The organism is Levilactobacillus yonginensis (genome assembly GCF_003946265.1).
Lineage (GTDB): Bacteria > Bacillota > Bacilli > Lactobacillales > Lactobacillaceae > Levilactobacillus > Levilactobacillus yonginensis.
Map to the genome: position 1 here is coordinate 14,407 of NZ_RHNO01000022.1, position 22,391 is coordinate 36,797.

The 22,391-nt window shown below is 47.1% G+C and carries 21 protein-coding genes and 1 pseudogene; 13 read left to right on the forward strand and 9 right to left on the reverse strand.

What is annotated here, in order from left to right; translation table 11 throughout:
• The first annotated feature begins 97 nt into the window (after positions 1–97).
• Positions 98–874: an SDR family oxidoreductase gene (locus tag EKM87_RS10115; RefSeq protein WP_125684393.1), complete on the forward strand. Its 777-nt coding sequence runs from the start codon at positions 98–100 to the stop codon at positions 872–874.
• Positions 875–916: 42 nt separating this feature from the next.
• The gene (locus EKM87_RS10120) at positions 917–2,458 is read left to right on the forward strand and encodes an FGGY-family carbohydrate kinase (protein WP_125684395.1); all 1,542 of its coding nucleotides are present in this window, start codon (positions 917–919) and stop codon (positions 2,456–2,458) included.
• A 387-nt stretch (positions 2,459–2,845) separates the two neighbouring features.
• Here the strand turns inward: EKM87_RS10120 and tnpA are convergent.
• Positions 2,846–3,267: pseudogene (gene tnpA / locus EKM87_RS10125) on the reverse strand (IS200/IS605 family transposase).
• 95 nt (positions 3,268–3,362) lie between these two features.
• Between tnpA and EKM87_RS10130 the strand changes: the two are divergent.
• From EKM87_RS10130 to EKM87_RS10145, 4 genes are all read left to right on the forward strand, one after another.
• Positions 3,363–4,616, forward strand: coding sequence for an RNA-guided endonuclease InsQ/TnpB family protein (locus EKM87_RS10130; protein ID WP_125684397.1), 1,254 nt, complete (start codon positions 3,363–3,365; stop codon positions 4,614–4,616).
• Between the two features lie 228 nt (positions 4,617–4,844).
• Complete coding sequence (locus EKM87_RS10135; RefSeq protein WP_125684400.1) at positions 4,845–5,405, forward strand: hypothetical protein; 561 nt, start codon at positions 4,845–4,847, stop codon at positions 5,403–5,405.
• A 246-nt stretch (positions 5,406–5,651) separates the two neighbouring features.
• The gene (locus EKM87_RS10140; protein WP_125684402.1) at positions 5,652–6,434 is read left to right on the forward strand and encodes a tyrosine-protein phosphatase; all 783 of its coding nucleotides are present in this window, start codon (positions 5,652–5,654) and stop codon (positions 6,432–6,434) included.
• A gap of 115 nt (positions 6,435–6,549) precedes the next feature.
• On the forward strand, positions 6,550–6,999 hold the full coding sequence (locus EKM87_RS10145; RefSeq protein ID WP_125684404.1) for a hypothetical protein: 450 nt from the start codon (positions 6,550–6,552) through the stop codon (positions 6,997–6,999).
• A gap of 38 nt (positions 7,000–7,037) precedes the next feature.
• Here EKM87_RS10145 and EKM87_RS10150 read toward each other — a convergent pair whose 3' ends face one another.
• The gene (locus tag EKM87_RS10150; RefSeq protein ID WP_125684406.1) at positions 7,038–7,562 is read right to left on the reverse strand and encodes a GNAT family N-acetyltransferase; all 525 of its coding nucleotides are present in this window, start codon (positions 7,560–7,562) and stop codon (positions 7,038–7,040) included.
• Between the two features lie 6 nt (positions 7,563–7,568).
• Entirely contained in the window at positions 7,569–8,003 is a 435-nt protein-coding gene (locus EKM87_RS10155; protein ID WP_164506481.1) for a MarR family winged helix-turn-helix transcriptional regulator, read from the reverse strand.
• Between the two features lie 99 nt (positions 8,004–8,102).
• Here EKM87_RS10155 and EKM87_RS10160 point away from each other — a divergent pair, with 99 nt between their 5' ends.
• The gene (locus EKM87_RS10160; protein WP_125684410.1) at positions 8,103–9,476 is read left to right on the forward strand and encodes an MDR family MFS transporter; all 1,374 of its coding nucleotides are present in this window, start codon (positions 8,103–8,105) and stop codon (positions 9,474–9,476) included.
• A gap of 57 nt (positions 9,477–9,533) precedes the next feature.
• Here the strand turns inward: EKM87_RS10160 and EKM87_RS10165 are convergent, their stop codons facing one another.
• The gene (locus EKM87_RS10165) at positions 9,534–10,250 is read right to left on the reverse strand and encodes a sulfite exporter TauE/SafE family protein (RefSeq protein WP_225428437.1); all 717 of its coding nucleotides are present in this window, start codon (positions 10,248–10,250) and stop codon (positions 9,534–9,536) included.
• Between the two features lie 223 nt (positions 10,251–10,473).
• A complete protein-coding gene (locus EKM87_RS10170) occupies positions 10,474–10,941 on the reverse strand; it encodes a YbaK/EbsC family protein (RefSeq protein ID WP_125684414.1) in 468 nt (155 codons plus the stop codon).
• Positions 10,942–11,231: 290 nt separating this feature from the next.
• Here EKM87_RS10170 and EKM87_RS10175 point away from each other — a divergent pair, with 290 nt between their 5' ends.
• The 6 genes from EKM87_RS10175 (at position 11,232) to EKM87_RS10200 (ending at position 17,588) form a co-directional block, all read left to right on the forward strand.
• Complete coding sequence (locus EKM87_RS10175; protein ID WP_125684416.1) at positions 11,232–12,446, forward strand: NAD(P) transhydrogenase subunit alpha; 1,215 nt, start codon at positions 11,232–11,234, stop codon at positions 12,444–12,446.
• A 2-nt stretch (positions 12,447–12,448) separates the two neighbouring features.
• Positions 12,449–12,769: an NAD(P) transhydrogenase subunit alpha gene (locus EKM87_RS10180; protein WP_125684418.1), complete on the forward strand. Its 321-nt coding sequence runs from the start codon at positions 12,449–12,451 to the stop codon at positions 12,767–12,769.
• Positions 12,766–14,181, forward strand: coding sequence for an NAD(P)(+) transhydrogenase (Re/Si-specific) subunit beta (locus tag EKM87_RS10185; RefSeq protein WP_125684420.1), 1,416 nt, complete (start codon positions 12,766–12,768; stop codon positions 14,179–14,181). The genes EKM87_RS10180 and EKM87_RS10185 overlap by 4 nt, the downstream gene beginning before the upstream one ends.
• Before the next feature lie 408 nt (positions 14,182–14,589).
• Positions 14,590–14,943: a VOC family protein gene (locus tag EKM87_RS10190; RefSeq protein WP_125684422.1), complete on the forward strand. Its 354-nt coding sequence runs from the start codon at positions 14,590–14,592 to the stop codon at positions 14,941–14,943.
• 338 nt (positions 14,944–15,281) lie between these two features.
• Complete coding sequence (locus EKM87_RS10195) at positions 15,282–15,797, forward strand: MarR family winged helix-turn-helix transcriptional regulator (RefSeq protein ID WP_125684424.1); 516 nt, start codon at positions 15,282–15,284, stop codon at positions 15,795–15,797.
• 24 nt (positions 15,798–15,821) lie between these two features.
• Entirely contained in the window at positions 15,822–17,588 is a 1,767-nt protein-coding gene (locus tag EKM87_RS10200) for an ABC transporter ATP-binding protein (RefSeq protein WP_125684426.1), read from the forward strand.
• A gap of 98 nt (positions 17,589–17,686) precedes the next feature.
• Here EKM87_RS10200 and EKM87_RS10205 read toward each other — a convergent pair whose 3' ends face one another.
• From EKM87_RS10205 to EKM87_RS10220, 4 genes are all read right to left on the reverse strand, one after another.
• Positions 17,687–19,414 (reverse strand): phosphatase PAP2 family protein, encoded by a 1,728-nt coding sequence (locus EKM87_RS10205; protein ID WP_125684428.1) that lies wholly within the window; start codon positions 19,412–19,414, stop codon positions 17,687–17,689.
• A gap of 243 nt (positions 19,415–19,657) precedes the next feature.
• Entirely contained in the window at positions 19,658–21,385 is a 1,728-nt protein-coding gene (locus EKM87_RS10210; RefSeq protein WP_125684430.1) for a phosphatase PAP2 family protein, read from the reverse strand.
• A gap of 245 nt (positions 21,386–21,630) precedes the next feature.
• On the reverse strand, positions 21,631–21,945 hold the full coding sequence (locus tag EKM87_RS10215; protein ID WP_125684432.1) for a hypothetical protein: 315 nt from the start codon (positions 21,943–21,945) through the stop codon (positions 21,631–21,633).
• Positions 21,946–22,003: 58 nt separating this feature from the next.
• Entirely contained in the window at positions 22,004–22,303 is a 300-nt protein-coding gene (locus EKM87_RS10220) for a winged helix-turn-helix transcriptional regulator (protein WP_125684434.1), read from the reverse strand.
• Positions 22,304–22,391 lie beyond the last annotated feature (88 nt).

Here is a 22,391-nt window from a genome sequence, read left to right on the forward strand (position 1 = left end):
GTATTGACTTCTAGAACATTTGGAATTATGCTTAATCACGAATTAAAGAAAGCCGTTTTACAAAACGTCTTTCGACAAAACTTAGGAGGAATTCATCATGGGTATTTTGGATCGCATGCGTCTTGACGGTAAGAAAGCTTACGTCACTGGTGGTGCACAAGGTTTAGGTAAAGCAATGGCAACTGGTTTGGCAGAAGCTGGTGCTGATGTCGCTATCGTTGATATCAACATCGACAAGGCTAAGGCCACTGCCGAAGAAATTGCTAAGGCTACTGGTCAAAAGGCTATCGCCATCAAGACCGATGTTACGGACCCTGAACAAGTTCAAAACATGGTCGACACGGTGGTTAAAGAATTAGGTGGTTTGGATGCTGCCTTCAACAACGCCGGCATGTGCTTGAACGTACCAGCTGAAGAAATGACATTTGAACAATGGCAAAAGGTGGTTAACTTAAACTTGAACGCCGTCTTCCTGTGCTCCACTGCTGCAGGTCGTTACATGTTGAAGCAAGGTTCTGGCTCAATCGTCAACACCGCTTCTATGTCAGCCCACATTGTTAACCGGCCACAACCACAATGTTCATACAACTCAACCAAGGCTGGGGTTATTCAATTATCCAAGTCATTGGCTATCGAATGGGCCAAGCGTGGCGTTCGTGTTAACACCATGAGCCCAGGTTACATGGGTACCGACTTAACGTTGAACTCTCCTGACTTGAAGCCACTTATCAAGACTTGGAATGACTGGGCACCACTTGGTCGTTTAGGTAAGCCAGAAGAATTACAAGGCATGGCCGTTTACTTAGCTAGCGATACCAGCAGCTTCTCAACTGGTTCCGACTACTTAGTTGATGGTGCCTTCACTGCATGGTAAACCGATAGTCACTAACTTTTAGGAGAAGAGAGGAACGCCGACATGAAGTACTTAATTGGAACGGACATTGGGACCTCAGGTACGAAGAGTATTCTGATGGATACCAACGGTCACTTAGTTGCGCAAGATTTGGAAGAATATGATGTGTTAACGCCTCGACCACTCTGGGCTGAACAATGGCCAGACGTCTGGTTAAAAGGGGTCAAGGACTCCATCCGCGCTGTCGTTAAGGAAAGCGGAATCGCTGCAGCAGATATCAAGGGCATTGGCCTGAGTGGTCTGTACGGTGGCTCCGGGATTCCCGTCGACAAGGAGATGAATCCCGTGCGGCCTGACTTGATTTGGATGGACCGGCGTGCTGCCGAAGAAACCGAATGGGTCAAGCAAAACGTTGACCTCGACCGCCTTTCTGAAATTACTGGGAACGACGTCGTGGATCCTTACTATGGCTACACAAAAGTGCTGTGGATCAAGAACCACGAACCTGAGAATTGGAAGAAGACTGCCTTATTCTTACCACCTAACAACTACGCCATTTACAAGTTGACCGGTGAAGTTTCAATTGATTATTCCGCTGCCGGTAACATCGGTGGTTTCTATGACATCAACACCGGCACCTGGTCCAAAGAAATGATGGACGCCATGGGCGTACCGATGGACAAAATGCCACAGAAGTTCGTTGATGCTACTGAGGTTGCAGGACGTTTGACCAAGGACGCTGCCGCTGACTTGGGCTTAGATGAAGGTACCCCAGTTATTGCTGGTGGTGTCGACGTTGGTGCTGCTAATATTGGGATGGGTGTTCTGGAACCTGGTCGCTACGTTGCCGCGATTGGGTCGTCCATGAACGCCGCTCTGGTTAGCGAAAAGCCAATCAAGGGCCGGGGCATGATCGTTTGGCCATACCCTTACAAGTCGCGTGACTTGGTCTACAACTTTAGTGGGTCTGCTACAGCTGGTGCCATCACCAAGTGGTTCCGCGATAACTTCGGAGATGCCGAAGTTGCCGTTCAGAACCAGGGTGGTAAGAACGCTTACGTTACCTTGGGTGACGAAGCCAAGGACGTACCAGCAGGTAGTCGCGGTTTAGTTGTCCTGCCTTACTTCATGGGTGAACGAGCTCCGGTTTGGAACTCCGATGCCAAAGGGATGGTCTTCGGACTGTCACTGGTCCACACCAAGGCTGATTTGTTCCACGCCTTTCAAGAAGCGGTCTGCTATGCATTGCGGCACAGTATCGAGAGTACTGGGCGCGACCTGGGAGATTACATCGTTATTGCCGGCGGTGTAACGCACTCGAAGGACTGGGTTCAAATGTTTGCTGACGTTACCGGCTACGCTGTCCGCACACCAGTTGACGATGCGGAAGCTAACCTGGGTGACGTGATGCTCGCGGGCTTAGCTACCGATACTTTAACGGTAGACGAAGTTCAAAAGTGGCAAGTGCTTGGCGACAAGGTCGAACCACGTGCTGAACAGCATGCGACCTACAACAAGTATTACCAGTTATACCGGAACCTTTACAAAGATTTAGGCGACGATATGCATGATTTATCATTAATTTCTGGGATTGAAGAATCCTAGTTTCATAGCGCTGCGGAGGGTTCAAGTGCATGTTCTTGAACCCTTTTGCTGAGAAACTCTTGTGCAGTTGTTAACAAGTAACCTTTTCTATGCTATTATAAGAGCAAGCAATTAGATTGATTGGTAAATGGTACGAAGAATGAATAAATAAAAATGGTGGTTATGTGGTTCTATTGGTTGTCGACCACAGTTAGAGCAGCTCTCAACACTTAGGGAGCTGCTTTTTTTGTGTCGTTGATTAGCGGGCGTTAGACTAATAGGTAGTGTTTGGAAGCTAAGTAAATGACAGGAGGCGTCTAAATTGACGTTGACGACAGCGGAAAAATTTTTTCTTTTAAATATAAATTAGGCAGAATTCCCTTGCTTTCAAGCAAGGGATGAATGCCCCTATACTTTTCGTTGATTAGCAATGTATTTTGCCACGGTCGTCTTGCTCATGTTACCCAGGGTACTCATGAAGTAACTAGGGGACCAAAGATGCCCGTCCCCAGAATTTTTAAGCTTTTATTTCTGGATGTCGTTCGAAAAATAAGCGAGCCGAACCGCCCTTGAAGGCTTTGACGACATTAGTTGGTGCGTACTTAGGCTTAAAGCTTAGTAACAAATGAATATGGTCGGGCATTACTTCCATCTTCTCAATGGTCACTCCGTTCAGTCGAGCTATCTTTGTTAAAATGTCGGTCATTTCAGCGACTAACTTTGGTGTTGTAAATGCTTCATGCCGGTATTTAGTAACCCAGACTAAGTGAAAAATGAAAGTTGTAAACATAGCCTCGTTCGTGAATTACTCTTCCAACACTTGTGCTCATATGCTACCTCCATAAATATTATTGTAAGACGCTTTGTTATAGATACAGTATACTCATATGGTATGCTTGTTATCAAGCAAGGGAGGTGGTAATTTATGGCGAAAACAATGGCCCAATTACCTTATCATTATGGGGTTAAGGTTAGCGTCTTTCCTTCAACCGAACAAAAACGGCTAATCAAGTGTAACAGTGATGCTAGTCGCTTCATTTATAACGAAATGAACGGAATGAACAATGAACTATTTTGGCTAAAAAAAGTTAAAACACCAATTGCACTTGTTTTGAAGCGAATCGCTGATTTGACTGAACGTCTAAAGAAGCCATCAACCGCTATCTCCAATATTCATGGCTGGTTAAATCACCCGGATTTTGACAGTCTGATGAAAGCCAACGCTATAAAAAATTACAAGACTGCCTGGAAGCTATTCCGCCAGGTTCATCAGGCCGGAACGCCTAAATTTCATAAGCGTGGCTACACACAGACTTATCAAACGTCGTGTCTTTACAGTGCTAAAGTGACAGTCCCAACTATGGAAAATGGCAGCGTAAGACTAAATGATGCCCACCACCTACAACTACCCAAGCTGGGTTGTCTTCGTTTCAAGGGGTTGCCATCGAAAATTTTAGGCCGAGCCGATGATATCAGAATCGGGACCACGACAGTATCGATGGATGCTGCGGGTCATTATTTTGTGTCCCTACAGATTGGGTCAGAACACCCCTTCGGTGCCAACCAATCCGCGATTGAATCTAAAGTCGGCATCGATTTGAATCTCGATAATTTTTTGACGGACTCCGATGGACAGGTGATTGATAATCCACGTTACTACCGGACTATTAGAGGAAAATTAGCTAAAGCCCAACAAAAACTGTCACGGCGAGCTAGACGAGCTAAAAAGAGCCAACGACGGTTATCAGAATCAAAGAATTATCAAAAGCAACGGTTACTAGTGGCTAAGTTACAACTTAAAGTTGCCAATCAACGCAAAAACTTCCTGCACCACGTCTCTACGGCCTTGATCAAAAACCACGATTTAGTTGTAGCTGAAGAACTGCGGAGTAAAAATATGTTGCGGAATCATGCTTTGGCAATGAGTATTTCGGACGTTGGTTGGCGGACTCTACTGGGCATGTTGGCTTACAAAGCTGATTTGTATGGTCGGAAATTTTTGACTGTCAATCCCCGGAATACAACGCAAACCTGTAGTCATTGCGGGCATGTCATGACCGGGAAGAACAAGTTAACGTTAGCTGACCGCGAGTGGACATGTCCCAGTTGTGAGACGTTTCATGTGCGTGATTATAATGCAGCTAAAAATATTCTAGCTAAGGGGCTAGCAGCTTTATAAGAAACGAGTCCGTCTGGCAACCTGCGGACCTAAAAGGCTTTGGTAATTAGCGGATAAGTCCTATTCGTAGGCTAATGCTGTATCTAAGCAAATTGTGGTCACCATGCCAAAAGGTGTGGTTCTCACAAGCGTCCGTTTTTAAACGGGCGTGGTTGACCGGAACGAATTGGTAAGAAGCCAGTCTTACGAACCCGGTTCACGACGCAAGCGTATTTTGTGTTGGCAGTGATGCTGGACTTGATAGCGCAGGGTGTGTTGGCAATCAGTCATGAACGGTTAATGGTGGTCGATTCGAAAAAGTTAGCGGCACAACCAACCTACGTCACGGATCTAAGTGAGCGATTGCAGGCGAGCACCAGCCAGGATGAAAGCTTGGAAGCTGATTTGAAGTTCGTGACGAGCTGGAACGTGGCCAATGCGCTCTATGATGGTATTGGTGGTGGCTTGCTGAAGCAGGGGCTGACGGAGAAAAAGATTTTTCAAAACAATCTGATACCTAAGGTGATCTATTTGCCGTTAGATGAGAGTCGGACTCAGGTTTTAGCGGACTTTAAAGCCGATATTTTTAGTGGCGTACCGGCCGTTACAACGCGGAACTTGTATGCCATATTAGAGCAGCAGGATGCCCTGAAATATTTGTTGCCAGCGTCTGAGTTGGCAACATTGACGGCAACGTTTGAACGGGCAGTTGCGACGGATTCACGCTACCAAGTGACGCAACGACTGGTGGAGATGGCGGGCCACGTCATTCAAATGAAGAAGTTTGAGATGGATGGGTGGTTGAGTTAGTGCCTGCTGATTGTCAAAATTTTTTTTCTAAGGTGGTCTAGTATGCTTGCCGCTGAAGACCACACTGAGTTGCCTACTCTAGATGAGTAACATCGACGGGTTTATTACGAATGGCGTTAGGGAATTATTACGTATTTTATTTACTAAGTAGTTTAATGGTTTATACATAAAACTTACCGAAAATTGGTCGTAAATTTACACAGGCTTGATAAGATTAGACTATTCAGAAAGGGGATATCAGGTCGTATGAAAATTCGTGCTATTCTAGCTTCTGTTAGTTGCTCATTGATCTTGCTGGGGGCTGGTGCTGTGCCAGTCCAAGCGGCAACCTCTAAGGTGGACCCAGCCTTACAACCGGCTGTTTCTAAGAAACTGACGCCAGCAATCAAGCTGAAAGGGGCCCAGAACGTACGGGACTTGGGCGGGTACAAGACCAAGTCTGGTCAACGGGTCAAGAAGAACCGATTACTGCGGAGCGATTCCTTGGAAAAGCTGACTAAGGCTGATACCAAGAAGTTGGTGAAAAAGTACCATCTGAAAGAAATCTTTGATTTGCGAACCAAGAAGCAGATGGCAGAAAAACCAGATGTGAAGATTGCTGGCGTAAAGTATCTGCACGCGTCTGTGCTGGGGACTAAGTCAAACTACGATAATGATGACGCGGGGATGTACCGGGACATGGCCAATAAGCCAGCCGCTAAGAAGAGTTACCGTAAGTTACTGGTAGCAGCAGCTAAGGACAAGAAGGGTGCGTTACTCTTTCACTGTTCACATGGTATGGACCGGACTGGGACCGCAGCAGCGATTCTCTATACAATTCTAGGGGTCGATAAAGCAGACATTCAACGGGATTACTTGCTGTCTAACACGCAGTTGAACGTGGACTGGGCTAAGCCAGACTTGTTGAACTTGTTCTACAGCCAAGTGAAAGGGAAGTACGGCTCAATGAACAATTACATCAAGAAGGGGTTGAAGATCACGCCTGCCCAAATTAAACAGATTAAAGCGAACTACCTGACTAAGGCTTAGTTTTAGGTAAGCCAATTGCAAAGGTCATCGCCAGTCAACACCCGTGAGTGCTAATTGGCGATGGCCTTTTTGAATGATTTTGGATTGAGCTGTAAGAATGGCAGGAGGTCGGAAGATGAGTCATCCACGGAAACGTATAAGCATCATCGAAAAAGATGCCCTTGAACTGATTAACAGTAATATTAGCTCCTCTCAAATAGCCGGTGATACTGACATACCATTAGCAGTAATCACGGGACTTAGGGATGGCAACCTGCTATTAGGAGATACTGCAGTTAAGCAAGTTGCTGTTATGAGTAGTTATTGGGCAAGTTTAAAATTACATTTCGAAATGGTGATGAACGACTTTCCAGAGGAAGATTCGCTCGAAAATTTAGAATCCGAGTTTAACCATATCTTTCAAAAAGTCGCAGTTGATTTACATGACAAGGCAATTGGCCCTGAGTCAGATCACGGTGACCTGGCGATGTACAAGATTTTCGTGCAAATGGTGCAAGAATATCAAAATGAACCAGCAGGAATTAGCAAAATGCTCTTAATTTATGCACAAAATACGGCTAAATAAAAAGCCATAATCAGATGATATGATTATGGCCTTAAAAGTTAATCTAAATTCAGTTCATAGGCTAGGCGTTTACCATCTGGAGTTGGGTTCACGTAAATAATGCCCCGGTACTGGTAGCCAAATGTTCCCACGATGTGTTGCATCCGCTGATTCCGTTCGTGCGTGTCGATTCGCAGATGGCGGACACCTTGCTGATAAGCTTGCGAAATTAAGTTTGAGAAGAAGTAATCGCTCAGGCGCTCACCCCGAAAGGCTGCAGAGAGCGCAATTCGGTGGAACGTAGCGTAGGGGTGTTGGGTGTCGGCCCAGTTACCAGCTTGAATTTCCTGATAAGTGGGTTCTTCCCCTACAATCAGGGTTGCCGTGCCAGCGAGGTGATCGTTAACAATCAAGACCCAACAGTGGTGCTGGGCAATGTCTTCGGTCAGCGTGGCTCGGTCGGGGTGACCATCCTGCCATTGGCTACTACCATCGGTTTTTAACAATGCTTTGGCCTGGTCGATGATGGTCATAATTTGGTTGAGGTCAGTGGGTTGGGCTGAACGCATGTAGATGTTGGACATGGGGAATCACTCCTTGATTTTAGTGACGTGTTCTTCAATGAATTGCATGGCTGAGATAACCTGTTTCGTTTCACTGCTGGTGAGATTGGTGAACAGGCTACGTACTTGGTCATCCGATCGCTGATTAATGATGGCCAGTTGCTCATTCCCGGCATCGGTCAGTGACAGGATCTTTGAACGCTTGTCCAATTCGGCCGGTGTTTGAGCGAGTAGTCCACGCTCTTCCAGCCGCTTAAGAATCCGGCTGAGATAGCCCTTGTCGACCCGCAGAACCTGAACAAGCTGATTGGCAGTGTTGTACCCATTTTCAGCGATTTCGAGCAGGAGACGAGCTTCTAGGAGGGTTAACGTCGTTTGTAGGTGGTACTTGTCGGTTAGACGGAAGATTCGCGTATAGAAACGGTCAAATTCCCGAATATGATGAATGTCTTGACTATTCATGGCGGTTCTCCTTATGTAGTTGACAAAAGCAACTAAGTTCATTATGCTTATTAAAGTTGCTTTTGTCAACTTAATCTAATTGAAAGTAGTTTAGCATAAATGACTAAAAATCGCTTCTCTTTTATCCTGATTATGGTCGGGGCATTCTTAAGTATTCTGAATCAAACCTTGATGACGACCGCTTTACCGTCCGTCATGCGGGCTTTTTCAATCACGACCGCACAGGGCCAGTGGTTAAACAACGGGTATCTACTGGTCAATGCGCTGATGATTCCGACGACAGCGTATCTGATCAAACGGTTCACGACACGGCAATTGTACATGACCGTGGCGGGATTATTTATGGTAGGAACTTTCATTGGGGCGATTGCACCACTCTATCCCATCCTAATCATAGGGCGGATGGTACAAGCGCTGGGGGCCGGCATCCTGATTCCCCTGGTCAACGTGGTCGTCATGACCTCGACTCGCCCGAGCGAACGGGGCGAAGCGATGGGGATCGTAGGATTAGCCTTGAATTTGGCTCCTGTTATGGGACCGTCAGTTTCTGGGGTGATTTTGATGCACCTGTCCTGGCGTTATCTGTTCTGGCTGACCCTACCGTTGATGCTGGTGGATATTTTATTTGCCGTCAAGTTTATTGATAATGTTGGTGAATTACATAAAGAAAAACTGAACTTAGAGGGATTGATTTTGTCGGCGCTGGGGTTGACGGCGGCCCTGTACAGTTTTTCCAATATTGGCGAAGCGCCGATCCTTTCAATGAAGGGTATCGTACCGTTAGTCATTGGGATTGTCTTGTTAGCTGGCTTTGTAAAGTGTCAATGGGGTGTCCCACACCCGTTGCTCAATCTACGGGTCTTTAAGTACAAACAATTCAACCTGCCACTGATTATTAACATGTTATTGATGGTGACGATGTACGGTAATTCCGTCATCATTCCAATTTTAGTGCAAAATGTGTTTCATCAGAGTGCCTTTGTATCGGGGCTAACGCTAACGCCCGGGGCCATTTTGACGACGTTCATTTCACCACTGAGTGGCCATTTTTATGATAAATATGACTTCCGAAAAATGGTGATCATTGGGCTCAGCATTGATATTGTTGGGTCGCTGTTATTGAGCTCGACGGGGAGTGCGTCATCCATCATGTTTGTTGTTGTGGGGCAAACGATTCGGCAGTTGGGGCTCGTGCTGGTCTTGATTCCAATTCAGACCCACGCCTGGTCCATGTTGCCGGCTCACGCAATTCCGGATGGGGTGGCCGTGTACAACACGATGCGGCAAGTAGCGGCGTCGTTTGGGACAGCCCTGTTGGTGGCAATTATTAGTTTGACGGCCAATAGTCACATTAATTTTCATATGAACAGTCAGTTGGTGGGAATTAAAATTAGCTACACGTTATCCTCACTGATGCTGGTTATCTGTATCATTCTGGCCTGGCGGTTAGAGAAGAATCGCACGCTGGATTAAAGCTAAAAGGTGGTCACCGAGATTAAGCGGTGGCCACCTTTTTTGCGTTTACGGGTGTCAGAAGAATAAGTAGTAGATGCCACTCAGACCGATGAATCCGTAAATCCACCGTTTAATGGTGTCGGGATTCAGCCGAGTGAGCAAGTGGGAGGCAATAATCGTCCCGATTGTTGCTGCAACCATTCCCACCAGAATGTAGGGGATGTCTGGCTTGACCAAGATACCGTTTGCAATCCGAATACTGGTGATATAGAAGGTATCGATCAGAAAAAAGGTTTGAATGCTAGCGATGTATTCGGGCATTGATTTGGACAAGGATAGAAAGTACAAGGCCATGAGCGGACCACCAATGCCGAATAGGCCGTTGAAAAATCCTGAGACAATCATGAAGCAACCGGCGATGTACCACGGGTAACGTTGGTTGCCGGCTCCAGGCGTAAGGGTAAAGTAGAGGCATAACGCCACCAATAAGCCGCCTAACAGCATGCGCAGGAGGTGGGCATCTAAGACGTGTCCCAGATGGACGGACCAGGTGGCAACCATTGCGTAGATGATAAAGGGAATAATGATTCGTTTGAAATGTAGATGTCGGCGATAGCGAAAGGCCAGTGTGAGCACGCTAGCCAACATAATGACGCCACCAACCCCAGCTGCTTGCGCCATGGGAAGAATTGATGGGAAGAAAATCATCATGATAATGACGGCACCGAAGCCCGTCAGGCCTTGAACCAACCCCGCCAATAAGGCTGGGAGAATAGTGAATAACCAGGTCACCGAGTGTCCCTCCTTAATTAAGAAATCTCCCATCTAGTCTGGGTGAAGTAGGGCGGGTTGTCAACGGGGAGTGCACTACCAGGAGGACTAATGGCGAGTTATTCCAGTTGTCTCGTGTTTCGACCATCTACGTTCGGAGCACAAAAAAGTCTGAGACTTTAGTCCCAAACCTGGCTTGTCGTCAATTATAGCTTGCTAAAACGTGTATTAGAAGGCACATTGCCTAATCTTCTTTCACAATGTCGATCCACTTTAAGGGTTGGGCGTACTTCTCCATCTCGTCGACGGTCAGCTTCACCACGGCATCCGGGATACCAGCGGCTGGGTAGACCACGTCTTCATCTTTTAAGCTAGCATCGAAGTAGACCCCCACCCCGGGTTTTAAGCCAAATGGGCAGACGCCACCGGCGGGGTGGCCAATTAGGTCTTCCAGTTCATCGAAAGGAACCATGTGGGCCTTTTGGTGGAATTCAGCTTTAAACTTCGGGTTGGCAATTTTGGCCGTTCCCTTGACCACGATAACGATGGGACCTTCCTTAAGCTTTAAAGCCAACGTTTTTGCGATTTGGTCGGGCCGAACGCCCAGGGTTGCGGCGGCATCGGCCACGGTTGCGGTCGACTGGTCAAACTCGGTGATCCGATCGGTTAAGTTTAGTTGCTCAAAAAAGGTCGTGACAGTTTCTAAAGACATGCTGAATCCCTCCCATTAATAGATAGGTCACTGGACATATAAGTAGTTGGGTTCATTATGCAATAGATTGGCCGATAAAGGAACCCATCAAAGGAAAAATTAACAAAGTGGGCAACCGATTTCACAAAAATAGTTTGGAAATCTTTCAAAGGTGAAACCGCGGCACGATAGCTTTATAAACAAGGGATGAGACCGTTTTCTTTTTTGTCAGCTTTGAACCATTGTTTTGTGACGCAGAATGAATTATAGTTAAATTGTGAAGTGATTCTCAAAAAAGGGAGATGGATTGAATGCCAATTACCATTTCGGTTTTAAAGGAAGCACCCAATGAAAATCGGGTTGCATTATCGCCGACGGTCGTTAGCAAACTCGTTAAAAGTGACTACCAGGTCTTAGTTGAAAAAGACGCTGGGAGTCGTGCCTTTTATCAGGATGCTGCTTATACAGATGCCGGTGCCAAAGTGGTTGACCAAGCAACGGCAATTAAAGAAGCCACAATTATTGCGACGGTCAACCAACCATCTAGTGAGGTTGTCGATCAGATGAGTGAAGGTCAAAGCCTGATTGGGCTGCTGGCACCACTTACCGACACTGATTTCGTTAAGAAATTAGCTGCCAAGAAGATCAACGCCTTGTCATTTGAACTCTTGCCACGGACAGTGTCACGGGCTCAAACGATGGATGTTTTGAGTTCTCAGTCCAGTGTTGCTGGTTACAAGGCTGCGTTGATGGCCGCTGATCATTTTTCTCGGTATTTCCCAATGATGATCACCGCTGCCGGTACTGCCAAGCCAGCTAAAGTCTTGGTCTTAGGGACCGGGGTTGCTGGGTTGCAAGCAATTGGGACCGCTAATCGGTTAGGTGCCATGGTGTCTGGTTATGATATTCGGCCAGCCTCACGTGGTGAAGTTGAGTCCTTAGGGGCCACCTTCTTGACGACGTCCGTTTCAGGTTCTGGTGAAGGCGGTTACGCCCGGGCCTTAACACCTGAGGAAACGGCACAACAGCAAGAAGAATTAGCCGGGTTCATTGCACAAAATGACATTGTCATTACCACTGCGCAAGTTCCTGGTCGTCGGCCACCAGTTCTGGTTACTCAGAAGTCTGTGGACGAAGCTAAGCCAGGGACTCTGTTCATTGACTTGGCTGCCAGTGACTTAGGTGGTAACGTCGCTAGTTCCAAACCAGCTGAAACGGTTACCACGGCCAATGGTGCCCAAATCGTTGGTGCTGGGGACATGGCTAGTCAGTTACCAGCTTCAGCTTCTGATATGTATGCTAAGAACGTTCAAGCCGTGATCACGGATGTCACTGAAGACGGTAAGTTAGTCTTTGATATCGATGATGATGTGGTTGGCGAATTGCTGGCTACTTATCAAGGTGAAATTATTAGCAATCGTTTACGTTCTGCCATGGAATTGCCAGAACGTAAGCCAGCTGCTCAAGCGCAAGACGATACTCAGACGCCGGATGAAGCAAAAGACGACGCAAAAGGAGTTGATTAGGCATGAGCGAAGAACTATTTACAAATTTAGCTATTTTTGTGCTTAGCCTATTGGTTGGGTTTGAAGTTATGAGTAAGATTCCTGCAACGTTGCAGACGCCAATGATGTCTGGTGCCAATGCCATTCATGGTGTCGTTATCGTTGGGGCCTTCGTCATTGCGGCGGAAGCCAATAGCACGTTATTTTACATTTTAGCCTTTTTCGGGGCGTTCTTTGCAGCTGTCAACGTGGCCGGTGGTTACACCGTTACGGACCGGATGTTGGGAATGTTCGACCGGAAGCCTAAACCAGGCGATAATGCAGGGGAGGGTGATCAGAAATGAGTATTTTACAAACGTGTTCATCATTGGTCTACCTGGTCTCCGCGGTTTGTTATGTCATGGGTGTTCATTTGATGCGTTCGCCTAAGACGGCGCGCCAAGGGAATGGCCTGTCCGCAATCGGGATGTTAATGGCCGTGGTTACCATTGTCATCAACGTCTTGATTGAAGGCAAAATTACGACAATGGGTTGGGGCGTTCTATTAGTTGGTGGTATCCTCGGGATCGTTTACGGGGCTGTCAAGGCACAGAAAGTTCCAATGACCGACGTCCCTCAACTGGTTAGTTTATTTAACGCCGTTGGTGGTGGTGCCGCTGCTGTTATCGGTATTTTCGATTACTTAATGAAGGGTGACGGCGCTAGCCTGAGCATTGCCTTCTCGTTACCAGTCCTGTTGGACGTGATTATTGGGGGCATTACCTTCTCTGGTTCACTGATTGCCACTGGGAAACTTTCCGGACACGTTTCCGGTAAGCCAATTACCTTCCCAGGTGCACGACTTTTAAATATTTTAGTAGTTATTGCTATTTTAGGTTCAGCTGTTATGATGATTGGGTTCACGACTAACGTTTGGTACGTGGTCTTGGGCCTGGCAATGAGTCTTTGCTTCGGGTTACTGATGACCTTACCAATTGGTGGGGCCGACATGCCGGTCGTGGTTTCACTGTTGAACGCCTTCACCGGTTTAGCCGTTGCCTTTGCTGGGTTTGTTATCAACAACCAAGTCTTGATCATTGCCGGTGCCTTAGTTGGTGCCGCCGGGACGATTTTGACCTTGCAAATGGCTGAAGCCATGAACCGTTCCGTTGCCAACATCTTAGCCGGTGGCTTTGGGACTGGCGACAGTGACAGCGGTTCTGCTGGTGCCGACGTACCTGTCGACGTCAAGGAAACTTCTGCTGATGATATTGGGTTGCAACTGGCTTACGCTCAGAACGTCATGATCGTTCCTGGGTACGGGTTAGCCGCTGCACAAGCACAACACGAAGTTGCTGAACTTGCTAAGGTTCTGACTGATAAAGGTATCAACGTCAACTATGCCATTCACCCAGTTGCTGGGCGGATGCCTGGGCACATGAACGTGCTGCTGGCCGACGTTAACGTTCCTTATGATCAAATGAAGCAGTTGGACGATGCCAACCCAATGTTTGAAAGTACGGACGTTGCCTTAGTTATTGGGGCCAACGATGTTACCAACCCATTGGCACGGGAAAGTGGTAATGCCATCTCCGGGATGCCTATCCTGGACGTTGACAAAGCCAAGTCCGTCGTTGTTATTAAGCGTTCAATGAGTACCGGGTATGCCGGTGTTCAAAACCCATTGTTCTCCTTGGATAACACCCAGATGTTCTTCTCAGATGCTAAGAAGGGTCTTCAAGACATTGTGGCTTCTGCAAAGCAATATCTTGAGTAATTAAGTCACTTCACACGTAAAAAACGCCGTTCACTCAGGTTCGAACTGAGTGGATGGCGTTTTAGCATGCAAATCAGTGTGTCTTTACGCCTTACCGGCCGGCAGATATGGGCTGGAACGGTGCGGACGAACTTGAAGCCTCAAAAGGACCGAGTCTACAAGATTGGTCTTCTGCTAAGCAAGTTAGTTTTAGGCAACAAAAAAGCCCTCATCAATCCGAGATGAGGGCACCAGTTGATCCATAGGATGCATCTGGAATGTACAGAGCAACTGGGCAGGCGCAAACCTGCATGACTAAGCATACGCGTTTATTTACAGAATAGCTAGCATTATTTTGATAAGTAAGGTTAATTGCCTTGGTTGAGGGCCTGGAGTAGACTATGGCTATCTAGTAAAGGGGTGACTAGGATGCAAAAGACACGGGTAATGTTGTACGTAGATAATGTTGCGTTAGTGGTGAAATTTTGGCGGGAAAGCTTTGAGACGACTACGGTCGCGGAATCGCTATTGCCGGATGGTTCGACCAATATCGTACTCGCTGTGCCGTTTGGGGTGGAATTGTCATTTTTCTCGAACGAATTTATCAAGAAATATTCGCCAGAGGTTCTAGGCAATCAGCCATCTATCATGTTCTTCAGTGACGATTTTGAAGGATTACATGAACGGTTAGCGGGCGCCACACCAATCTCCGATGATAATGGCCAGCCAGCATTTGGCTTCCCGGATCCTGAGGGTCACTACTTTGCAATTGGAAAAGCTTAGTTTACAATTTGGATGATTTCGTGAGGGAGTGGAACAAAAGGCGGTTAGTCAATGAGCATTAACGTCGATAGACGAATGATCCTGGTCTCGAATTGTTTGTCTAGCGGGGTTAAGCGGAGTTGACTGCTTTTTTTGTCGCACGTTTCGACTATTTATGTTCGGAGCACAACAAGGGGGTGAGACCTTTGTCCTAAATCTTTTAATTTCCCGGAATCCGGCGTCCTGTCAGGTTTTAAAGGGGACGTCCGGCAAATAGTTAGCTTTTAGTTAGTTTTAGTTTACAAAAGCTAACTATAGTGCTAATATAATTTCCATTAAGAACACAGGAGGAAATTCAAATGACAGATGGCAGTCGCGATTTATTAGAGAGTTTTGGGAAGTTGTTGCAGAACCGTGCTTTTTTGATGGCGGTCGGGCATCAGGCCGGAATGGGTGGTCATGGCGGACCTAATGGTCGTCGTGGTCAGGGACGGTTGCTCAAGGTATTGGCGAAGACGCCAGATGGACTGACCAATGCCGAGATTGCTGAAGTGTTAGACATTCGGCCGAGCTCAGTCAGCGCGACAATCAATCGATTGGAAGAGGCCGGGTTCGTCGAACGGGTGCCAAGTCCGACTGATAAGCGGGCGATTATTGTGCGGTTGAGTCAACGCGGCCATGAATTGTTTGACCAATATCACGAACATAAGGATGATGTTGCTGATCAACTTTTTGGTGGGTTGACCGCTGATGAGCAGGTTCAGCTCGAACAATTATTGACCAAGTTGAGTCACCAAATCAGTGATTTAGATTGGGACGACTTTATGCAACGCGGGCATGGCTGGCCACACGGGATGGACCGACCACGTTTCTAATTTAGGGTTAACGGAGGCAAAGAGATGGAACGTAGAATTGCAGCGCCCAAGACAGCTCGGCAGCGGTCAGCGCAAAAGTTTGATTTCAAAGGATTTTTGAATTTGATTCGGCACACGAAGCCGAAGTATTGGCAATTGTGGGTCGGTTTATTTCTGGGGATGCTGGCTACTGGTGCGCAATTAGCGGTACCTAAGTTGGCTCAGTCGTTGATCAACGGCCTCGGCCATGCGATGAACCAGTCACTACTGATTACGGTGATTGGCTTATTCATTGTGAGTGCGTTGGTCAGTGCGCTCTCTGGGGCCCTGCTCGGGTTCTTTGGTGAAAATGTTGTCGCTGGATTGCGAGAAACGTTGTGGCAGAAGTTGATTCGGTTACGGGTCAGCTACTTCGATAACGTTAAGACCGGTGAGATGACGTCGCGGTTAGTCAACGACACCATGCAGATCAAGAACCTGTTGGCCAATTCATTTCCACAGATGGTGACGTCCCTCCTACAATTAGCTGGGGCACTGGTTATTATGCTATTGATGGACTGGAAGATGACCATGATTATGTTCATTGCCGTCCCATTAGTCATGGCTGTCATGTTTCCAATCATGCAGCTATCACGTAAGATTGGGCATCAACGCCAGGACGCCATGGCTGCGTTCAGTGGGGTCAGCGATGAGACACTCAGTGAAATCCGATTGGTCAAATCTTCCAATGCAGAAAGTTATGAAGAAAAGACCGGTTCGAAAGAAATTCAAAGTCTTTACCAAATTGGCCTGAAGGAAGCAATCTACGATTCAATTGCTGGGCCAGCAATGACAGCCAGTATGTTGGCCGTCTTCGTCGGGGTGTTAGCCTACGCAGCGGTTCGGGTATCAGCAGGAACGATGAGCATGGGAACGATGTTTTCCTTCCTGATGTATCTCTTCCAAATCATTGGACCAGCGGGAACGTTGGCACGATTCTTTACCGATTTGTCGAAGGCTAGTGGCTCAACCGAACGGGTTCAGGAACTTTTGGCAGAACCAGAAGAAGCTTTGGAGGACGGGCCAACGCAATCCGTGAGCGACCAAACCTTGGCTATGCAGCACGTTGACTTCTCCTATGAAGATGGGCAACCAATCTTACACGACGTGAATTTTGAGGCACGGCCTAACACGGTAGTAGCGTTTGCCGGGCCTTCTGGTGGGGGTAAATCCACAATCTTCGGTTTGCTAGAACGCTACTATCAGCCAGAAAACGGCCAGGTCACAATTGGTGGCGAGAACGTTCAGAACTTTAACTTGAGTGATTGGCGTTCACAGATTGGTTACGTAAGTCAGGACTCAGCAATTATGGCGGGCACCATTCGCCATAACTTAACTTATGGTGCCGACCGAGACTACAGTGATGATGAATTGTGGCACGTTTTACAATTAGCTTCAGCCGATGGCTTTGTTCGCAACATGAGCGATGGCTTGGACACACAGGTTGGTGAACGGGGGGTGAAAGTCAGCGGGGGCCAACGTCAGCGACTGGCGATTGCCCGAGCCTTCCTCAGAGATCCTAAGATTCTTTTGTTGGATGAGGCCACGGCCAGCTTGGATTCTGAATCAGAATCCATGGTGCAACAAGCATTAAGCGAATTAATGAAGGGCCGAACGACACTGATTATTGCGCACCGTTTGAGCACGATTGTTGATGCTGACAATATCTACTTCATTGAGGATGGTCACGTTAGCGGACATGGTACTCATACGGAATTGATGGCGAGCTTGCCACTGTACCGTGATTACGTAAAAATTCAATTTAAAGAATAACCAAAATAGTCGCCAGTAGAGATTTTTGACATCTCTGTTGGCGACTATTTTTGGTTGCTTGGCTAGTGTGACGGGGGAGTCAACAGTAGCTGCAAAACTTACTTAGCTAATTTAACAGCGTGTTTCGTGTAAACGACGTGCCAGCCCTTTGGTAAGCCACTAACGTGTGCAAACTTACCTTTGTGGTTCTTGAAGGTCAGAACTTTCGTCCCGTTCTTTAAGTTACCGGTAGTTAATTTCAACGTACCGCCTAATTTGGCAGTCTTCTTGATCGTCACATGAGCGTTCTTGGCTACACGAAGTTGGCCCTTTTGAGTTTGTTGGAAGTTCCCCTTAACGGTGACCTTCTTAGTGCTCAATTGCAGCGTTCCACCGTTGACCTTAACGTTCCCTTTACCAGCAGCAGTGGCGGTGGTTAATTGCAGCGTACCACCCTTAACCGTGGTACCACCAGTGAAGGCATTGTTTCCACTCAGTTGGAGCAGACCGGTACCAGATTTAACTAAGGCACCCTTACCGGCAATGTTGTTCCGCCAGTTATCCTTGGCGTTGAAGCCACCTTGCTTGGCATCCATGGCAACAGTCACCTTGTCATTGAACTTGCCGTAACCGTTGGCAGCTGAGAAGAGATCTAAACGACCCCAACCTTCAGTGTCGTCCATGACAGGGTAGCCTGAAGGCATTCCCGTCGTGAATAACACATCACGACGTTGCGTAGCGTTCAAATAAGGCAAACGGGTAGCCAACAATACTTCGGCACCCTTAGGAACGCGCATTGCAACGTTAGGGTTACCGATTTGCTTGAAGCCATAAGTCATCCGGTAACGGTAGTTGTCGCGGTTGGTTGCGTAGTCACCGAAGTCATCTTGAGTCGTGGTATCCTTGCTACCTAAGAGTGCATCAGAATGAGCAGCGTCGTAGGCTTTCTTCATCATGTCTTGGTTGCTAGGGTTGCTCAAGGCACTGGCAGTAACTGCCGTACCAGCCATCCGACCACCCATAACAGCTAATGGCGTGTGGCGGCCGGCAATGATCCGGTCAAGGCCAACTTCAGAAGAACGCGTAATCATTTGTTGGAAACGTTCTGGAACAACGTAGGCCAAGTTCAACCCGTCTTCAAAGCCGGCGGTCGTGTGACCACTGGCAAAGTCGTAGTCGTTTTCTGGTGCAGCGGCCATCACGTTGACCAGTGCAGGTAATGGCTTAACTTCACTACTTTGACGGTAAGGACGCTTGTATTTAACGACGTCCTTGATCACACCAGTTCCAGAATAGGCGGTGTAGGAGTTGTGGTTCAACAGAGACACGATAGGTCCTAATCTTGAATCTTCAGAAGCCCATGGTGTGTGACCCCAAGGACGGTGGGCAGGGTCAGGCGTTGAAGGCATTGATGTGAAATCAGTCTTGGCATCAGCGTTTTTGATGAAGGCTGATGAGTAAGGTCCCAAACCGTTGATAACGCTGTAACGAAGGTCTCGCCAGTCCGTTAAGTAGGAGCGTTCAGCTTCAGCTGGTGTCCGAGTCTGGGTAATTTTAGCGGCCTTATCGATGTTTTCTTTCATCAAGTCCTTTTCCAGATTCTTGCCATTAGCGTAGTAGTTGGAGAAACTTGAGAGCATCCCAACCATGGGGTTGTTGGATGCTGTCTTGTAGGTGGAGATGTTTTGTTTATATGTATCAATGAAGTAGCCGTATTCGGCACGATGGGGCGCTAAATCCTTTGACGAGCTGGCTTGTGCCACGTTCGTTGCCATTGGCAGCGTAACAGCTACCAGTGATAAAATTGCAGCTGCGCGTTTGGTCCAAGTCCGTTGTCTGATCTTCATGAAAATACCTACCTTTCAAATTGGTGAAGCTTTAAATTTCGGGTGCTTATCTATCATAAGGGAAGACAAGAAGGTTGTCAGTATGATTAATCAAACCTGTACAGTAACCACACACAATTGATACATATCAGACAACATAAACGCCTGCTAATAATTGGTTATTAATGTAAGCGTTAAAAACTGCAAATTAAAAGACCCAGTAGCTCACTTTTGAAGTGAACCGCTGGATCCTTTTGAATTGAACTATTTTACTAATTTAACGGCGTGCTTGGTGTAAACAACGTGCCAGCCTTTTGGTAAGCCAGTGACGTGAGTAAACTTACCTTTATGATTACGGAAAGTCATGATTTTAGCACCATTCTTCAGATTACCATCAGTTAGCTTCAACGTACCAGCTAACTTAGCGTTCTTCTTAATGGTTAACCGCGCGTTCTTAGCCAAGGATAATTGACCATTCTTAGCTTGTTGGTAGCGGCCCTTGACGGTGACTTTTCGCGTGCTTAGTTGGAGTGAGCCACGCTTGACCTGAACGTTACCCTTACCAGTAGCGGTGGTGGAGTCTAATTGTAACGTGCCACCTTTTACGGTTGCGCCACCGGTGTAAGTGTTGTCACCACTTAATTGAAGTAAACCACTACCGGCCTTGATCAATGAACCTTTACCAGAGATATCGTTGCGCCAGTTGTCCTGCGCGTTGAAGCTGCCTTTGGTAGCGTCCATGTTTACTGTAACAGCATCGTTAAACTTACCATAACCGTTGGTTGCAGAGAAGAGGTCTAAACGGCCCCAGCCTTCGGCATCGTCCATCAGGGGATAACCAGAAGGCATACCAGTTGTGAACAGAACATCCCGGCGTTGCGTATCAGTCAGGTAAGGGAGCCGGGTTGAAAGTAAGGCTTCAGCACCTTTAGGAACGCGCATATCAACGTTAGGATTGCCAATTTGTTTGAAACCGTAGGTCATCCGGCGACGGTAGTCATCACGGTTCTTTTGGTAGTCGGCAAAGTCATCATGGGCTGATGAATCCTTGCTGCCTAGCAAAGCGTCGGAGTGAGCGGCATCGTAAGCCTTTTTCATCATATCTTTATTGCTTGGGTTGTTCAGAGCTGAGGCAACGACAGCCGTTCCTGCCATGCGGCCACCCATAACCGCAAGGGGAGAGTGACGTCCGGCAATGACCCGGTCAAGTCCAATTTCAGAAGAACGGGTGAGGAGTTCTTGGAATCTTTCTGGGAATGCGTAAGCTAGTGATAGTCCGTCTTCAAAACCAGTCGTGGTGTGGCCACTGGCAAAGTCAAAATCAGTTGCGGGAGCAGCCGCCATAATTTTTGTGAGCGCTGGCAAGGGTTTAACTTCGGTACTCCAACGGTAAGGACGTTGGTAGCGAATGACGCTCTTAACCGTTCCAGTGTTAGAGTATGCTGTGTAAGAATTATGGTTCATGAAGGCCACAATGGGACCAAGCTTAGAGTTTTCGTCGGCCCAAGTAACCCGTTCATGTTTTTTGTTAACTGGATCAGGCGTACTTGGCATCGAGTGGAAAGGTGTTTGTGCGTTCGCATTTTTAATGAATGCTGGGGCGTAGGGGCCAAGGGCATTGATAACACAATAACGGAGGTCCCGTCGGTCAGTTAAGTATGATCGTTCTTCTTCGGCAGGAGTCCGATTTTGCGTAATCTTGGCTGATTCATCAATGTTTTCTTTCATCAACGCTTTATCCAGATTTTTCCCATCTGCATAGTAGTTAGAAAATTCGGAAAGCATCCCAATCATTGGGTTGTTGGATGCTGTTCTGTAGGTCGACACGTTTTGCTTATATGTATCCATAAAGTAGCCGTACACAGCCCGCTGTGGCGCCAATTGTGCTGCAGTGCTGGCTTGCGCCACGTTAGTTGCCATGGGAAGTGTTACGGCGACCAATGAGAGAATGGCGGCAGCCCGCTTAGTCCAGGTACGTTGTCTAGTTTTCATGAAAATTCCTACCTTTCACGTTAGGAGATATGTTTTCATTCTTCGTTTCAAATATCATCATACCTGACTTGAATCGTGATATGGGCGGCTTCATCAAATCTGTACGCGAACCATACCAAACCGATACACAACGGTGAATATCCTAATATTCAGTCATTAGAAGGCTAATAACAACCTGCTTTCATTAATTTTCAAATAAAAAAGGCCGCTCGTTTTGAGGTAGGCCAATTGTGTCGATAACTCGGTTACTTTGAAGTTAAGTGGTGTTGCTGCGCATAGGCTAAAAGCGTATTCAATGCTTGAACGTTAGCCGAAGTGATGTAGAGTGCGAAGGTCAGGTTAGTCTCGTCTAGAAAGTAGGCAAAATCACGCTGGCCCATCGCCATTTTGGTGACTTGGTAGGTGTCGTTGCGAATGATGCCCATTTTAGTGCTCTTGAGAGTTAGGTAGGTGATTTCACGTTGGTCGACGACGTGGACTAAATCAGTGAACGCAATGTCATGACTTTCCCTTAAACCAGTTCGCAAGTTTTTTCCTGACAGTGTTACGTGATTACGCATGGAAGCCTCCTGTGACGGTAGATTTAATTCTGAGACTGGTTCTTAAATTGACTGGTTCTTAAATTTTTAATTCGTGACGGAGAGTCGTATTTCCCCAGTCCTCCAGGGAAGTCAGAATCTGGTGAAACATGACGCCACTAATTGTTAGTCGGTAACTGTAGTCATCGTCAGGAATAGTCTCAATCAAGCCCCATTCCGTCAATTTCTTTAACCGGAGGAGCAGGTTAAACGTTGAGATACCACGCACGGTGCGACGCAGTTCCATGAAGTCAGTCGGTTGCGCATCGAGTTGGTACAAAACGAGTGCGTACCAGCGTTGATGCAGAATTTCTAGGCCAAGCTCGCTGCCTAGATTAATATTTGTGAGTGTGTACTAGTCCCTGTCAAGTTGACGGATGAAATACTATAATTTTTGTAGATTTGATTAAGCGGCTTCACCGCGGTAT

Bases quoted from the DNA above. Each gene is read 5' to 3' on its own strand.
- EKM87_RS10115 (WP_125684393.1), top strand. From the start codon at position 98: ATGGGTATTTTGGATCGCATGCGTCTTGACGGTAAGAAAGCTTACGTC.
- EKM87_RS10210 (WP_125684430.1), bottom strand. From the start codon at position 21,385: ATGAAAACTAGACAACGTACCTGGACTAAGCGGGCTGCCGCCATTCTC.
- EKM87_RS10140 (WP_125684402.1), top strand. From the start codon at position 5,652: ATGAAAATTCGTGCTATTCTAGCTTCTGTTAGTTGCTCATTGATCTTG.
- EKM87_RS10180 (WP_125684418.1), top strand. From the start codon at position 12,449: ATGAGCGAAGAACTATTTACAAATTTAGCTATTTTTGTGCTTAGCCTA.
- EKM87_RS10135 (WP_125684400.1), top strand. From the start codon at position 4,845: ATGCTGGACTTGATAGCGCAGGGTGTGTTGGCAATCAGTCATGAACGG.
- EKM87_RS10185 (WP_125684420.1), top strand. From the start codon at position 12,766: ATGAGTATTTTACAAACGTGTTCATCATTGGTCTACCTGGTCTCCGCG.
- EKM87_RS10130 (WP_125684397.1), top strand. From the start codon at position 3,363: ATGGCGAAAACAATGGCCCAATTACCTTATCATTATGGGGTTAAGGTT.
- EKM87_RS10150 (WP_125684406.1), bottom strand. From the start codon at position 7,562: ATGTCCAACATCTACATGCGTTCAGCCCAACCCACTGACCTCAACCAA.
- EKM87_RS10155 (WP_164506481.1), bottom strand. From the start codon at position 8,003: ATGAATAGTCAAGACATTCATCATATTCGGGAATTTGACCGTTTCTAT.
- EKM87_RS10170 (WP_125684414.1), bottom strand. From the start codon at position 10,941: ATGTCTTTAGAAACTGTCACGACCTTTTTTGAGCAACTAAACTTAACC.
- EKM87_RS10175 (WP_125684416.1), top strand. From the start codon at position 11,232: ATGCCAATTACCATTTCGGTTTTAAAGGAAGCACCCAATGAAAATCGG.
- EKM87_RS10200 (WP_125684426.1), top strand. From the start codon at position 15,822: ATGGAACGTAGAATTGCAGCGCCCAAGACAGCTCGGCAGCGGTCAGCG.
- EKM87_RS10205 (WP_125684428.1), bottom strand. From the start codon at position 19,414: ATGAAGATCAGACAACGGACTTGGACCAAACGCGCAGCTGCAATTTTA.
- EKM87_RS10145 (WP_125684404.1), top strand. From the start codon at position 6,550: ATGAGTCATCCACGGAAACGTATAAGCATCATCGAAAAAGATGCCCTT.
- EKM87_RS10215 (WP_125684432.1), bottom strand. From the start codon at position 21,945: ATGCGTAATCACGTAACACTGTCAGGAAAAAACTTGCGAACTGGTTTA.
- EKM87_RS10195 (WP_125684424.1), top strand. From the start codon at position 15,282: ATGACAGATGGCAGTCGCGATTTATTAGAGAGTTTTGGGAAGTTGTTG.
- EKM87_RS10120 (WP_125684395.1), top strand. From the start codon at position 917: ATGAAGTACTTAATTGGAACGGACATTGGGACCTCAGGTACGAAGAGT.
- EKM87_RS10160 (WP_125684410.1), top strand. From the start codon at position 8,103: ATGACTAAAAATCGCTTCTCTTTTATCCTGATTATGGTCGGGGCATTC.
- EKM87_RS10190 (WP_125684422.1), top strand. From the start codon at position 14,590: ATGCAAAAGACACGGGTAATGTTGTACGTAGATAATGTTGCGTTAGTG.